This window comes from Sphingobacterium olei, assembly GCF_005048855.1.
Lineage (GTDB): Bacteria > Bacteroidota > Bacteroidia > Sphingobacteriales > Sphingobacteriaceae > Sphingobacterium > Sphingobacterium olei.
Genome location: NZ_SUME01000003.1, coordinates 23,337 through 37,054, shown reverse-complemented (window position 1 = coordinate 37,054; position 13,718 = coordinate 23,337). Strand labels below are relative to the sequence as shown.

15 protein-coding genes are annotated in these 13,718 nt (G+C 42.0%); 5 read left to right on the top strand and 10 right to left on the bottom strand.

Annotation, left to right across the window (positions count from 1 at the left end; genetic code table 11):
- Positions 1-112: 112 nt before the first annotated feature.
- Positions 113-1,105, bottom strand: a complete 993-nt coding sequence (locus tag FAZ15_RS07585) for a FecR family protein (protein WP_136900725.1) — start codon at positions 1,103-1,105, stop codon at positions 113-115.
- Between the two features lie 210 nt (positions 1,106-1,315).
- Entirely contained in the window at positions 1,316-1,891 is a 576-nt protein-coding gene (locus FAZ15_RS07580; RefSeq protein WP_136819307.1) for an RNA polymerase sigma-70 factor, read from the bottom strand.
- A 177-nt stretch (positions 1,892-2,068) separates the two neighbouring features.
- Between FAZ15_RS07580 and FAZ15_RS07575 the strand changes: the two genes are divergently transcribed.
- From FAZ15_RS07575 to FAZ15_RS07560, 4 genes are read left to right on the top strand one after another with little or no spacing between them, the layout of a single operon-like run.
- The gene (locus tag FAZ15_RS07575) at positions 2,069-2,389 is read left to right on the top strand and encodes an ArsR/SmtB family transcription factor (protein ID WP_136819306.1); all 321 of its coding nucleotides are present in this window, start codon (positions 2,069-2,071) and stop codon (positions 2,387-2,389) included.
- A gap of 7 nt (positions 2,390-2,396) precedes the next feature.
- A complete protein-coding gene (locus FAZ15_RS07570; RefSeq protein WP_136900724.1) occupies positions 2,397-2,864 on the top strand; it encodes an SRPBCC family protein in 468 nt (155 codons plus the stop codon).
- Between the two features lie 6 nt (positions 2,865-2,870).
- Positions 2,871-3,266, top strand: coding sequence for a DoxX family protein (locus FAZ15_RS07565; protein WP_136900723.1), 396 nt, complete (start codon positions 2,871-2,873; stop codon positions 3,264-3,266).
- Positions 3,267-3,270: 4 nt separating this feature from the next.
- Positions 3,271-3,846 (top strand): DUF4256 domain-containing protein, encoded by a 576-nt coding sequence (locus FAZ15_RS07560; RefSeq protein WP_136900722.1) that lies wholly within the window; start codon positions 3,271-3,273, stop codon positions 3,844-3,846.
- Here the strand turns inward: FAZ15_RS07560 and FAZ15_RS07555 are convergent.
- From FAZ15_RS07555 to FAZ15_RS07540, 4 genes are all read right to left on the bottom strand, one after another.
- Entirely contained in the window at positions 3,843-4,742 is a 900-nt protein-coding gene (locus FAZ15_RS07555) for a sulfite exporter TauE/SafE family protein (protein ID WP_136900721.1), read from the bottom strand. The genes FAZ15_RS07560 and FAZ15_RS07555 overlap by 4 nt on opposite strands.
- An 80-nt stretch (positions 4,743-4,822) precedes the next feature.
- The gene (locus tag FAZ15_RS07550) at positions 4,823-5,080 is read right to left on the bottom strand and encodes a family 43 glycosylhydrolase (protein WP_136900720.1); all 258 of its coding nucleotides are present in this window, start codon (positions 5,078-5,080) and stop codon (positions 4,823-4,825) included.
- Positions 5,081-5,103: 23 nt separating this feature from the next.
- Positions 5,104-5,388: a hypothetical protein gene (locus tag FAZ15_RS07545; protein WP_136900719.1), complete on the bottom strand. Its 285-nt coding sequence runs from the start codon at positions 5,386-5,388 to the stop codon at positions 5,104-5,106.
- A 74-nt stretch (positions 5,389-5,462) separates the two neighbouring features.
- On the bottom strand, positions 5,463-5,699 hold the full coding sequence (locus FAZ15_RS07540) for a hypothetical protein (protein ID WP_136900718.1): 237 nt from the start codon (positions 5,697-5,699) through the stop codon (positions 5,463-5,465).
- 250 nt (positions 5,700-5,949) lie between these two features.
- Here FAZ15_RS07540 and nhaA point away from each other — a divergent pair, with 250 nt between their 5' ends.
- Positions 5,950-7,140, top strand: a complete 1,191-nt coding sequence (gene nhaA, locus FAZ15_RS07535) for a Na+/H+ antiporter NhaA (protein WP_136900717.1) — start codon at positions 5,950-5,952, stop codon at positions 7,138-7,140.
- 79 nt (positions 7,141-7,219) lie between these two features.
- Here the strand turns inward: nhaA and FAZ15_RS07530 are convergent, their stop codons facing one another.
- From FAZ15_RS07530 to FAZ15_RS07515, 4 genes are all read right to left on the bottom strand, one after another.
- Complete coding sequence (locus FAZ15_RS07530; protein ID WP_136900716.1) at positions 7,220-9,589, bottom strand: glycosyl hydrolase 115 family protein; 2,370 nt, start codon at positions 9,587-9,589, stop codon at positions 7,220-7,222.
- 107 nt (positions 9,590-9,696) lie between these two features.
- A complete protein-coding gene (locus FAZ15_RS07525) occupies positions 9,697-11,103 on the bottom strand; it encodes a glycoside hydrolase family 88/105 protein (protein ID WP_136900715.1) in 1,407 nt (468 codons plus the stop codon).
- Between the two features lie 375 nt (positions 11,104-11,478).
- A complete protein-coding gene (locus tag FAZ15_RS07520) occupies positions 11,479-12,468 on the bottom strand; it encodes a cobalamin-independent methionine synthase II family protein (RefSeq protein ID WP_136900714.1) in 990 nt (329 codons plus the stop codon).
- Positions 12,469-12,516: 48 nt separating this feature from the next.
- The gene (locus FAZ15_RS07515; RefSeq protein WP_136900713.1) at positions 12,517-13,530 is read right to left on the bottom strand and encodes an NAD-dependent epimerase/dehydratase family protein; all 1,014 of its coding nucleotides are present in this window, start codon (positions 13,528-13,530) and stop codon (positions 12,517-12,519) included.
- Between the last annotated feature and the right edge of the window lie 188 nt (positions 13,531-13,718).

Genomic DNA, 13,718 nt, shown 5'->3' with positions numbered 1-13,718 from the left:
TAATAGTTGATCAATAAAGAGGGTCGGACGCCAATCTAAACACCTCTTGACGATTAAAGCCTTTAGTGTACAAAATCGTTCTTAACGTATTTTGTGCACTATTAATTAATAGTTAGTACACTACAATTTTGTTCCCCTCCTTTCTATATTTGAACGGTTTGACAAGTTGAAGTGCATCCAAGATATCAACAACATCTTCTTGCTCAAAAGAGGCAGTGTATTTAAAATCAGCCGCTTCCTTATTTTCAAAAATTATGTCCACCGCATACCGACGTTTCATCTCCCGTGCAATATCCTGAAACGGAGAGGAAGCAAAGGCAAACTTTCCCTCTTTCCACGCTAGGTCAACAGGGGCAGTATTGCTCGGATCGATAAATTCCATTGGAACAACTTCGATCTGTGATTTTGTCTGTGGCAAGTGAGATGTAATCAATGCGATTTTATCTACAACAAACTTATGGTTTGGTGTCAATATAGAAAGTGTACGTTCTTCTTTGGCCGTGAGCACTTCGACCTTTCCATGAATTAAAGAAGTCTCAATAGCAGGATCCTCTTTATACGCCTTAAGATTAAAAGCGGTTCCCAATACCCTTACCTTAACGTGAGGCGTAGCGACAATAAAGGGATGAGATCTATCTGCTTGTATTTCAAAAAAGCCTTCTCCTTCAAATTTTACTTCACGACGCTTTGCTTCAAATACCCTAGGATAGGTCAGCGTACTATTGATATTCATGGTGATCTTTGAACCATCAGGCAGCACAACCTCTTTCCTTGATTTCCCAGATTCCACGATTACATTTGGATCGGGTTTTAAAATAAGAGTATACCCTAGCCAGCCCGTAAAAAACACCAAAAGACAGGCTGCAGCTATACGTAGAAAAGAGTTTATAGCATATATTTTCCCCCTCGAAGCTCCATTCCTTTTTAGTTTCACTCCTTTTAGTATTTTTTTTCGCACATCTTCAAAATTTCCCATTGTATTTTCGTTCCACTCCTTCGAAAATTGATAGGAATTATAAAGTTTAAACAATTCTTCTCGCTCTTCTGAAGAAATGGTATTATTTTGCAACTTATCGATAAGATTATTTCTTAAATTTTCTTCCATTTTTGAAAACAAGCTAATAAAAATTAGAGGAGCTCAAGAAGAGCCTTTATATGTATGTAACATTCGAAAGCAATAACCCCCAAGGGAAATTAAATTTTCGTTAAAAAAAGATGAGATAAGGGTTAATTCTTAAAAAAAACTTCATGCCAAATGCTATTTTCCCAACAAGAAGACTAAAAAGATATGAAAAGAAAAAACAAGAACCCTGAGTTATCTGTCCAATAAAAACGGTAATATAAACGCGAGATCTTTTAAAGAAATTCGTAATTTTTTGAGTGCGATGGCGATTTGGTTTTCCACCGTTTTTTCGGACAGCTGAAGTTTCTGTGCTATCTCTTTGTAAGACAGGTATTCAAAACGGCTCATTACAAAAATTTCCTTACATCGTGGCGGAAGCTGCTCCAAGCCTTCCATCAGTCTCCGTTGGATATCTTGGTTATCCAACTTTATCTCCGCAAGGTTTGAGGCTGTTTCCTCTATGAGGTGTAAACGCTCAAATCTGTCCCGGACCTTTCCAGATCTGACCACATTGAACACCTGGTACCGTACGGCCGTAAAAAGCCACGAGGTCAGACTCTTGATCTCTAAAGTAGACGCATTATCCCACAAGTAACTAAAAACCTCTTGTACAGTGTCTTCTGCCTGCTCCCGATCACGAAGTATATTAAAAGCAGAAATGTAGAGACGAGACCAAAAGAGATCATATACCTTACCAAAGATCACTTCATCCTGAGCTTTCAGCCCAGTGACATAAATGTCTTCCGTATGTTGAAATGATTTTTCCATCGATCCAATTACCCTATACCCCTACACTTAGTATGTTTACAAATATATTTTTTTTTGAACATTATTCTTCTCTTTGTCTGTCAATTATTACTGACTAAGGACATCGTTAAAAAAATATCCAGAAAAACTTGCGTAGTCAAATAACTACATTTAAATTTGTAGTCAAATGACTTCATAATGAATTTAAGACGAGATGTGTTCCAGGCCATAGCCGACCCGACAAGACGAGCGATACTATTGTTACTTGCGTCGCAATCCATGACAGCAGGAGCAATAGCATCAAACTTTGATACGGCACGACCAACCGTTTCGAAGCACCTACAAATTCTAACGGAGTGTGACTTGCTGGAAAAAGAGCAAAATGGTCGAGAAATTTATTATCAGCTAAATCCAAAAAAAATAAAGGAAATCGCGGATTTTGTGGAACCGTTCCGTCAGATGTGGGATGAGAGGTTCAATAAACTGGAAGACGTGATGAAAAACTATAAATCTAAATAGCGGTACAATGGAATTAAAAACGAAGGTAAATGCCGAAGAAGGCAAACAGGAAATAATCATTACACGGGAGTTTGAATTGCCCGTAAACTTACTTTTTAAAGCATATACCGAGGCTGATCTCGTAGAACAATGGATGGGCAATAAAGTACTAAAGATGGAAAGCAAAGTACATGGAGGTTATCAGTTTGAAACAAAAGATAACCAAGGAAATGTGCTATTCAGGGCCAATGGAGTCATTCATGAATTCATTCCAAATCATAAAATTACCCGGACATTTGAAATGGAAAACACGCCGTTTCCTGTTCAGCTTGAGTTTTTGGAATTTACCGAAATGACTGAGCACAACAGCAAATTGACAATACACATTATTTACAAGTCAACTGCCGACAGGGATCTGATGCTACAAATGCCTTTTGCGAAAGGAATCAATATGGCACACAATCAACTGCAAAAAATTATGACCACCATAAAATAAACCACTATGACAACAACCACAGAATTTAAGAGCGCAACAAAGTTTAAAAAAATCACCTACTGGATTGCTACTATCTGGTTAGCATTGGGAATGCTTTCGACCGGGATAGTACAATTCATTAAAATGGACGAAGAGATTCAAGCCTTTAGTCATTTAGGATATCCAAGTTACCTACTTACCTTATTAGGTATTTGGAAAATATTAGGAGTAGTTACTATATTGCTGCCTAAATTTCAATTATTAAAAGAGTGGGCGTATGCAGGTTTTTTCTTTGTGGCATCAGGAGCAACAGTCTCCCATATCGTGCTTGGAGATCCCATAACCGAAATACTTCCGTCCGTGTTACTTTTGGTACTTACTATAATATCGTGGTATTACAGACCGTTAGATAGAAAAATTTAAATAGATGAAAAAAACAGTAAACAATAAAATAGAACTACCGCAAGAACGGATATTGGAATTATTCCAGATTCTACATACCCGCTTTGAGAAGAACATGAACCGTCATGAAGGATTGGATTGGAGTAAAATACAAACCAAACTGGAAGATAACGCCGAAAAGTTATGGTCGCTTAATGAAATGGAAGAAACAGGTGGCGAACCGGATGTGATCGGTTACGACGCAAAAACAGATGAATTTATTTTTTGCGATTGCGTCCAGGAAAGTCCAAAAGGACGCAGAAGCGTTTGTTACGATCACGAGGCATTGGAATCAAGAAAAGAGCATAAACCAAAAAACAGTGCTGTTGGTATGGCTGCCGAAATGGGTATTGAGCTACTGACGGAAGAACAGTACCGTGACCTGCAACAATTGGGCAAGTTTGACACCAAAACGTCCAGTTGGGTAGCGACTCCAACCGAAATTAGAGAGCTAGGTGGGGCAATTTTTGGCGATTTGCGTTTTGGCCGCGTATTCATCTATCACAACGGCGCGGAGTCGTATTATGGAGCTAGGGGATTTCGCGGACTGTTGAAAGTCTAGAACCAGGCTTGAAAGATACTCCAAGAAGAAATCAACACCACCATTACGCCCACTAGCGTAAGCAAAACACGTGGATTTATTCGGGAAGCTACATATGCGCCTACGGGCGCTGCAATAACACCACCGATGATAAGACCCAATACGATTTCTAGGTGTTGAACGCCTAGAACGAAAATAAATACGGCGGTCGCAAAATAGGTGACAAAAAATTCTGCGGTATTAACCGTACCTATGGATTCCCGGGCATTTTTCCCTTGGCTTAATAAGTTAGAAGTGACGATGGGTCCCCACCCGCCACCACCGATGGCATCAAATAATCCACCGCAGAATGCTAAAAGCGGTGCATTCTTTATTTTACGTGCAGCCTTGGCCTTATTTCTGTAGGCTTTGAAAAGCAAATACAGTCCCAATCCCAATAAGTAGACAGATATGTAGGGTTTTATTAGGTTGCCATCAAGTATGTCAGACAGCAAATAAGCGCCAAGTATAGCTCCTATACTTCCCGTTATTGCAATTTGAAAGAAAAGCTTTTTGTCAATATTTTTAAAACGGATGTGCGACAAACCTGACACGCCGGTCGTAAATATTTCAGAGGTGTGTACACTCGCAGATGCAAACTTGGGAGGAATACCGAACCATAATAATAGACTCGTGCAACTGACCCCGTAGGCCATTCCTAAGGCTCCATCAATAAGCTGTGCTACGAATCCCGCTAATATAAAACCGAAAAACATAGATCCAAATTGAAAAGTGTTTGCCTGAAAACCTTCAATGACGAGATGTATAAAATATAGTAATATAATAACTTTAAGAGAAACAATAATCCAACCCACATGCTTTAAGGTGACCTTACCTTTTAGTTTATTCAGATTTAATACCGCTAGTGCTTTTTCCATACAAATTACGCTGTGTAAAACATTCAACATACAAATGTAAAATAAAAAAACCAAAAGACTACCATTTCTATAGATTTAATTTAATATTTTTTTATCTGCGCCCATCCGGCATTGTCCCAGGTAATTTTTTCGATCCGTAACTTCGCTCTGCCTTCATCCTTAGCGTCGTACCCATGGAATACGAGATAATCGTTATCATCCAAACGCACTACCACGTTGTGTCCTACGCCATGCCAATTCTGATCACCGGCGATCACCAATTTCCCACCTGCAGTTTTCATATCGAGCCCTTTATCATCCAGATAAGGACCATGAAGTGTTTTTGAGCGACCGACGATTAACTATCATGCTCTTCCATGCGCTAAAAATTTCTTTTTTTCTGCATTACTGCAAAACCAACGGTACCTACCGCATAGCATACCACATCCCATGGATCTCCGATTAGTTGGCGGTTAATCGTTGGAAAAACTACTTCTGCTAATATCGATACCAGTAGAAAATACCCTAGCAGATAGGACCATGGCAGATAGAAATCTTTTTCTCCTCTAATGTATTGGTGTTCCCATGTTACAGTCTGAAACAATATAGGCATGATCAGTAGCGGATCGAGGTAATTATGTGCGATTGGAATCGACACAATTTTCATGTGCTGTACATATTGATGTACAAAAAAAAGAAGACAGCATACCGCAAAAAAAAGGTGTTGATAATTGGCTTTCTTCACAACGCAATCAGAACAACAATAACCATAAGCAGTATAAATATCGGAGACATTGCTAAAATCAGCAATAATACCGGCAGTTTTAAGATAAAAACCAGGACTTGGACGATCGTATGCTGCTCTTTAGACGGCTGCATCCAGTTTCGTATGGTCGTGTAAACTGCACCTAACTTTTTCTTTAACACACTGGCGACCGTCTCCCGCTGCTGGCCACCTTGCTTCTCTTCTTTACGCATCTGAACTTCTCATCTAATAAAAATCTGGATTCCCTTATCGTATCATACTATTTGGCAATATTAATATTTAACATTCTGTATACAAAATTGTTTATTCGTACCGACATTTGCGGGCAAAGCGATATGCCAAAGGTGACAAAGATCAGCGTTGCAGCTGCCCGCGCCGGATTTATTTTTTTTAAAACATTTCGTACGTAATTTGTATTATATAAAAAAGTGCTCATAAAATGACTTCCAAAATTCACCGTTCATGGCAAATCGTATTAATCTCAACGTTTTTAGAAGATTCTTTAAATCCGCCAACGCAGGCGGTATACTGCTTTTCGTTGGCGTTGTACTATCGCTTATTATAGCAAATACACCTCTAGCTCCCTCGCTGCAATCGGTGTTAAATGTAGAGCTAGGCTATGAGTCGGATGCGGTCCATTTAAATTACAGTGTAATCTTATGGATAAACGACGGACTGATGGCTGTCTTCTTCTTATTGGTAGGTCTTGAGATCAAACGGGAGATTGTAGAGGGCGAATTATCGTCTCCCCGTAAAGCATCGTTACCTATTTTAGCTGCGCTAGGCGGAGCTGCCGTGCCTGCGCTGATATACGTAGCGTTCAATGCAGGTACCGATACCGCCGGAGGCTGGGGTATTCCCATGGCAACGGATATCGCCTTCGCATTAGCTGTTATCGGCGTACTGGGGAAACACATTCCAGCAAGTTTGAAAATCTTTTTGGCCGCTTCAGCAATAGTTGACGATTTAATTGCTATCATGGTCATCGCCTTCTTCTATTCCTCTGGCGTAGATGCAACCTATCTCCTTTACGCGGGAATAGGCATGGCTGTACTGCTCATTATGAATCGCATGAATGTCCAGAATCCGTACCTATACCTTATACCGGGAATATTTATTTGGTACTTTGTTCACCATTCCGGTATACATGCTACGATAGCCGGAGTACTCGTGGCAATGACCATTCCTACGAATAAAACGGATGTAGAATCTCCATTGGAACGTTTGGAACACGCTTTAGTGAAGCCGGTCAACTTTCTTATCATCCCTATTTTCGCCTTCGCCAACACCAACATCACCTTACAAAATGAAATGTTAAACGGACTCGTCGCTCCGCTAGGCCTGGGAATCGGTTTGGGTTTATTTTTAGGTAAGCCATTGGGTATCTTTTTCATGACCTTCCTTTGCACCAAACTAAAAATTAGTAGTTTACCGGCCGGGAGCAATTTTAAGCATATTATTGGCGTAGGTCTCTTATCGGGTATAGGATTTACCATGTCTATCTTTATCGCCATCCTTTCCTTTGACCACCCCTTATATGTTAACGAGGCAAAGCTATCGATCTTAATCGCATCTTTAATTGCCGGATTATCAGGATACTACCTGCTACGGGCGGCGGGCAATAAGGCCATGATTACAACAGCAAAACTTTAAGCCATGATGATATTATCACTTTATAGCTATTTAAAATAGGTAGACTGCGTCAAGTTAGGTAGTTAAATAGACTTTTCGGTCAATATATGATTACCTGATCGACTACAACTCCCTCGTCCAATGCTGTCACGACAAGTTCATGCTTGGAAATGTCGTTGGCCGGAAGTGTGACGACGCGGATGGCTTGATTGCGTAACACGTTCAATTTCCATTCTTCACTTCGACCTTCTGTTTTGTAAGAAACTTCCTGCATTGGTTGGTCGTCAATAGCAATACCAAAACGTAACTCTTTCCCGTCTACCGCATGGTTAGGCAGCAGGCGAATTTCTACCTGTACAGAATCTTTCTGCAAAGCAGAAAATCCAAAAGTGATCTTCTCCCCTTTGGGGATAGCCAACATTTTTCCCGTATAACCTAAACCGTCTATGGTCCTTACGCGACTTGTATTGTATTTGAAATCCATAGCCGAAAATTCATGTAGGACAACTTTCGTCGGCGCCATACTGCCCGTCGCTTCCTGCTCGGGAACCCGCTGATAAACAGCTAGATCCCGAGGCTTGTAATCTACCATCCTATTCCACTTACCACCTTCCAGCTGATTATACTGTGCAGTAAGCGATACAATACTGTCAAATGCCTTATGGCTGTCGTTCCATAAACCTTTGCCGTGGCGTGATAGCTGTGCATGCAACAATTTTTTATTCATTTGCGCAGCAGACTGTACAGGATATTTGATCAATTGAAAATAGGCGGACTGTTGAACAAGAGGAATATGTCTGGCAATTTCCGCTACTTGATCCGACAGTTTACCATAGTCGTTTAAACGTTGTCGAATTTCAGCTTCACTCCAATCCAGATCCTTGACGATTTTATACAACGGATCCTGTTCTTCTACTCTGGTATTGCCCATATGTTCGGGCTTTCGGATATAAGCCAAACGATAATATTCGTTCATTATTGGCAATAGACTTTTAGCTTCCGGCACACCAAATTTACCTTTCAACCAAGATAACAAATGTGCAGATACACCGGTCTTACTCACAGCTTCAATATTCCAGGCCATATCCAAAAATAATTCTATTTGATATTCTGCCGGTTTAATATCGCCTACATTCAATATCCATAATTTTTGCACCCCCTTTTCGTAGGCCAAGCTCATTTGTTGGTGTAACAAGGCCGGGCTAATGGTCGATAGCCAAAGGTAATCGTGCGGACGCCCCCAATACGATACATGGTAATAAAGACCATTCCCCCCACTACGTGCCCGTTCCTTGTCATCCGGAAAATGCTTGATATAACCGTAATTATCATCGCACCACACCATCGTTACGTCCTCTGGTACATCAAGACCATCATTGTACACATCAAGCACTTCTTTATAAGGAATAAACACCTGTGGTACTTTTGTCGGATCTGAGTTGATGTACTTCTTCAATAATTCACGTTGATCGGGTAATACCTGCGAAAGTACGGCTTTATGTTCTGCCAATGTCTTCACCCCCTGCATCATTCCATCGTGCTTACCACGGAGGCCAATGGTAAAAATATTCTCCGCTCCCTGCAATTCCTGCAAACGCTCGGACCAATAATTCAGTAATTCCTGTCGGTTGGTAACGTAATTATAGTCTCCCTTTCCCGACACATCCCATTCGGTCGCACTATTGCGCATCAGCGGTTCGCAATGTGAAGTACCTACAATTATTCCGTATTTATCAGCTGCTTCTCTATTCCCTTCAGTAAAGTAAAAGGGAATGCTTACTTCGTGCATTGCTGGCCAAATGGTATTGGCTCGTAGGCGCAACAACAGTTCAAATATGCGCGAATAGGTCTTGGGGCCGATCTGGCCCTTCCGATCAGTGGGCTCATACGTCATACTGCTCCAAGGCATTAAACCCCAATCTTCATCGTTTAAAAATATACCCCGGTATTGTACGGATGGCTTTTGCACGACCTTAAAATCCGTAGGTAATGATACCTGTTGCTTTTTCTCCGGTACCACATCCGCCCACCATACCCAGGGCGAGACACCGATCAAACGCGATAGCTCTAATACGCCATAAGCAGCCCCGCGTGCGTCGCTGCCGATCACAAGCAGGTAGCTTTCTTTCTTCACCTGCACGACCTGCAATTTAAAAGCTTCCCATTCCCCTTTTATGCCCGAAATATCAACTTTAAATCGAGATAGCAACTGATCTAAAACTGCATCCTTACCCGGTATACCCACGATTATACCGCCGTTTTTGGCTTCTCGAGAATGTATGAAGCCTTGCCCGGTAACCCGTTTTGCATCATCGTGTAGCATATCGATTGCTGTCTGTACGACAGGATCCGTACCGTTGTAAGTTACCTGGGTTTGCCTATCACGTCGGACAAGTTCAAACCGGGCTGTCGCGAGCGCATCAAAAATACATATCGAAAAAAAAAGGAAAAGCGTTATTTTTTTGTTCATCGTGACTTAATTTTTAATGTAATTTCTAAGGTTACTTCGGCAGCCAGTTGCTAAACTTCATCGTTCTATCACTTGGTTAAATCCTTACTGTACGTTCGTTCCAAACATCAATATGTCTTTCCATCTACCCCGAAAATCGATGCATCAGTTTTCGGATCTGTTTCATAATACTGAATAGCACTGTCGTTCATCTTCGGATGAAACTTTTTGATCAGGGTGATCATCTCCGCTCCGGCCAACAGTGCCGGGCCATATCCGTGTGCTGCGTACGCATTTACCGGACGGTGGTAGTAATAGGCCGGATCAAAAGCCATCCCCGTTCCCACACAGGTACCTTCTACCTGTCCCTGCCCATTGATTTTGGTGGCAACAGCGCTCCAACCCAGTTGGGCTACCGGTCCGTATGAGATCGGATCCAGCCATCCTCTGTTGATACCCCGCGCGATACAATACACATAGATAGCCGTAGCCGATGTTTCGAGATACGAATCGTTTCTGTCTAATAACTGGTGCCAGAATCCGCTGCCCGATTGGTAAGCTGTAATACCCTTGACATGTTGTTTATAAATGCAGACAATATCCGCTCTTTCGGGATGATCCTGGGGTAGGGCATCTAGCACCTCAGTAAGCGTAAGCAAAGCCCATCCGTTAGCGCGTGCCCAGTGAAAAGCGGGATGGCTGTCCGAACTTTCGATCCAACCATGCAAATACAGTCCTTTTTCGGGCACGAACATACGTTGCGTAAACTGCTTTACCTGCTTTACAGCTTCGTCAAAATAACGCTTCTCTCCCGTGTAAACGCCCATTTGCACCAGTGCCGGAATACCCATATACATATCATCCAACCATAGGCTATTAGCCTGTGGGCGCATACGCGCAAACGTACCGTCTGACAGACGGTGTTCTTTGTTCTCAATAAAATCTAGGTAATTATTAATTAGCTCCTTGTAATCCACACCGGATGCCGTACGCCCAAATTTAACCAATGCCGCACACATCGCGCCGGCATCATCTAGCGATCCGGGTAATATGACCTGGTTAATCTGCCGATCCACGACACGATATTCTTTTCGCAAGCGCAGAAAATGTGGGGCCACTTCAGAAAGGAAAGCAAAGCGTTTGGCGACATATTCGCTGTATTTAGGATCTGCCGTAGCCGCCGCGGCTTCCAACATACCGGTATACGTTACTCCCCATTCGTAACTTGCTAGGCGAAAATCACCCTTTTCCAACTGGGTATGTTTGTTTAACTGTGTGTAGTCTGTAATTTCTTTACCCGATAAGGTATCCCGTACAAGGGTAGGGGTCGTCTTGTCCAGATACGCTAATATCCGATCCAAATTTTGCTTGATTTCTTCTGTCGTCCATTGTTTATATGGAATCGTATACTCCGGTTGTAACAAATGCAGTGGGGTATTCGAGTCGTTTACCGCGGTCTGTTGAGCGGTCACTTCCACACATAAAATCATTCCCATTACCGAAATAATCTCCGCTAATACGTGTCTTTTTCTCATATTTTCTACTAAATAAAACAATATATAGATCTAAAAACAGCATGGATTGTCTTGCGATAAGGCATATCCATGTCGATTATATTTTTCGTATTTCCGAATTTAGCTTTTAGGTTCTAACTGCGATAATTATCAAAAATATTGTATTATGCATAAAATAGCAACCTGCACCGTCCTGACATCAACAGTAGTATTGGGTATTAAGTATTGAGTATTGGGTATTAAGATTTGAGATGGCTACTATAAATCGGAGACTGTACCGCTTTACCATTAAACTAAAAGCTCCCTTAGAGTAAATTTAAAGGAGCTTTTATATTTTGATCGACTTTCTCGTCGCCGTCTTAAGTACAGGTTGGGTGAGACGCAACCAATCTCTCGTTACAAAATTTTAGAAGCCTCAACAAGGCGTCGCAGTTTGGCATGGGTAACATCAATGGGTACGTGTCCAAATCCACATTCACTGGTCAATATCAACCGATCAGCAGGGAAGTAATCTAAGGCGGGCTTTATACGCTCGCGTATTTCCTCTACAGATTCCAGTTCATCACTGCGTTGATCTATTACGCCTAGTGCGAGATCGCCTTCAAAATCCCACACATCAAATAGCTCTAGCATATTGTAGCTGAGGGTACAATGTTCGAGCATGAGCTCATCAACCGGAACTTTTTTAAAGGCTTCAACGAGATCGGTGTATTTGGTAAAATAAACCCGCTTTCGTCTGGGGTTACCTCCGCAAACATGTAGCCCTATTCGCACCTTCTTAGGCAACGATTCGATCAACTCGGCAAGGATCTCTGCCGCCCAAATACTTTCCTCCGGAGACTCTGTCCACATTGGCTCATCAAACTGCACATGCTCGCACCCAAGTGCTATGGCTTCAGCTATTTCATCTCTTAAAACATTGGCCCAAGCACGACATAAGGCCTGCGCATCGGGGTAAAGGTCTTTACGTTCGTTGACACTAAAGCGATACAACACATGCGGGCCTGTTACGGTCAGCTTCACCTCTACATCGGCTGGTGCGGCATCACGGGCGATTTTCCAGTTACGGGCAGTATCAAAGCGTGGGTTCTTGAGTTCACCGATCACTCTAGGGCATTCAATCCCAAAACCAGCGGTACCGAATGTGACCTTAGGCATATCCTCGAAGGTAATACCATCTATACGCTTTTGATAGAAATAGTACATATTTTCGCGGTACCCTTCACCATCGGTAATCGTATCCAGACCAAGACCTGACTGATCTTCTGCCGCCCACTTGATGTAATCGTCCACTTCTTCCCGGTTCATCACAGGCCGTTTCATGGTATCCTCTAGTTTTTCCGGACGGGGGTAACTACCTACTACTGTATTGCGAAATCCTGACATATATCTTGCTTTTGTATAATACTTAAATCGAAATAAATATAACCTTTTTTAGTAATTGACCTGTAGCTGTCTGTTACGGGCTTCCTCAATTTGCGCTCTGACGCCATCCCTTAGGGATCGGGGTGTAAATCCAATCTCCTGTTCCAAACGGGCACTATCACAGCGGTCTATCAATGCGGTACGCGGCACACTCTCGTCAAACTCATATTGTGCATCAGGCACAATGCCTTCAACCGTCTGCATGAGCTCTTCGGCCGTTACAGAATGTCCTCCATTGTTATATGCAAAATGGTTGAGTGTTGGCTTGAGCGCAAGGCGCACAAACTGCTCGGCCACATCATCCACATAGATCCAGCAGTCGCGGGAATCTTTCGAGAACGGCAATCTAACCTTCTTGCCGAGCGCAGGGTTGGTAGCAAACTCACAGGCCCAAAGTACCGACCCTCTCATTCGTCCGTCACCATATACAATCGGTGGTCGCATAGCCGCAATACTCACTCCTTTTGTTTTAATATACTTCTGAGCCGTAAATTCATTGAGCATTTTCATCACACCATACGTGTAAAAATGATCTTCCAGCGAACAGAAATCCTCTTCCTTCACGGCATAGTTCTCATCACCGTATGCACTATGATTGGCTCCATAGATGGTTTCGCTGCTGGCAAACACGAGACGTGACAGCCTATGATCGACCACCATATCAAAGATATTGATCATCCCCAACATATTGACAGAAGCGCCACGATGATGATCAGCTTCCACTTCTGCACTCATCAAGTAGGCCAAGTGGATCACATGGGTAATATCAGGAAATGTGAGAAACACGTTATTAACCTGTTCTCTGTTTGACACATCGAGGTTGATAAAAGAAGTCTGATCGATTTGCTCCTGAAGCTCAGCAAGCTTAACCGTATCATCTTGATATTTTAAAAGAGCTATTTGTTTCGTCCACTCTATATTCAGACTCAAATCGGCAACGACTACCGGTATTTTACGCTCCCACAGGTTGACCACTACGCGAGCTCCAATAAATCCTGTGCCGCCTGTAACTAAAAATTTCATAAAATAACACTGTGTTTATGTTGAACAGTTCTAAAAAATATATAAAGAACTGCTGCTTACACAGATCCGTTTTATATACTGCACAAAGTTAGTTTTTTGATTATTAATTACCAGAAACAATTAAATAATCAGATGAAAAAACCTTACTTTAAAACTATTTTAGCATAATTAACTTTCTATTTAGTAAA

Bases quoted from the DNA above. Each gene is read 5' to 3' on its own strand.
- FAZ15_RS07575 (WP_136819306.1), top strand. From the start codon at position 2,069: ATGAATTTAAGACGAGATGTGTTCCAGGCCATAGCCGACCCGACAAGA.
- FAZ15_RS07570 (WP_136900724.1), top strand. From the start codon at position 2,397: ATGGAATTAAAAACGAAGGTAAATGCCGAAGAAGGCAAACAGGAAATA.
- FAZ15_RS07555 (WP_136900721.1), bottom strand. From the start codon at position 4,742: ATGGAAAAAGCACTAGCGGTATTAAATCTGAATAAACTAAAAGGTAAG.
- FAZ15_RS07540 (WP_136900718.1), bottom strand. From the start codon at position 5,699: ATGCGTAAAGAAGAGAAGCAAGGTGGCCAGCAGCGGGAGACGGTCGCC.
- FAZ15_RS07520 (WP_136900714.1), bottom strand. From the start codon at position 12,468: ATGTCAGGATTTCGCAATACAGTAGTAGGTAGTTACCCCCGTCCGGAA.
- nhaA (WP_136900717.1), top strand. From the start codon at position 5,950: ATGGCAAATCGTATTAATCTCAACGTTTTTAGAAGATTCTTTAAATCC.
- FAZ15_RS07515 (WP_136900713.1), bottom strand. From the start codon at position 13,530: ATGAAATTTTTAGTTACAGGCGGCACAGGATTTATTGGAGCTCGCGTA.
- FAZ15_RS07585 (WP_136900725.1), bottom strand. From the start codon at position 1,105: ATGGAAGAAAATTTAAGAAATAATCTTATCGATAAGTTGCAAAATAAT.
- FAZ15_RS07560 (WP_136900722.1), top strand. From the start codon at position 3,271: ATGAAAAAAACAGTAAACAATAAAATAGAACTACCGCAAGAACGGATA.
- FAZ15_RS07530 (WP_136900716.1), bottom strand. From the start codon at position 9,589: ATGAACAAAAAAATAACGCTTTTCCTTTTTTTTTCGATATGTATTTTT.
- FAZ15_RS07565 (WP_136900723.1), top strand. From the start codon at position 2,871: ATGACAACAACCACAGAATTTAAGAGCGCAACAAAGTTTAAAAAAATC.
- FAZ15_RS07525 (WP_136900715.1), bottom strand. From the start codon at position 11,103: ATGAGAAAAAGACACGTATTAGCGGAGATTATTTCGGTAATGGGAATG.
- FAZ15_RS07580 (WP_136819307.1), bottom strand. From the start codon at position 1,891: ATGGAAAAATCATTTCAACATACGGAAGACATTTATGTCACTGGGCTG.
- FAZ15_RS07545 (WP_136900719.1), bottom strand. From the start codon at position 5,388: ATGAAAATTGTGTCGATTCCAATCGCACATAATTACCTCGATCCGCTA.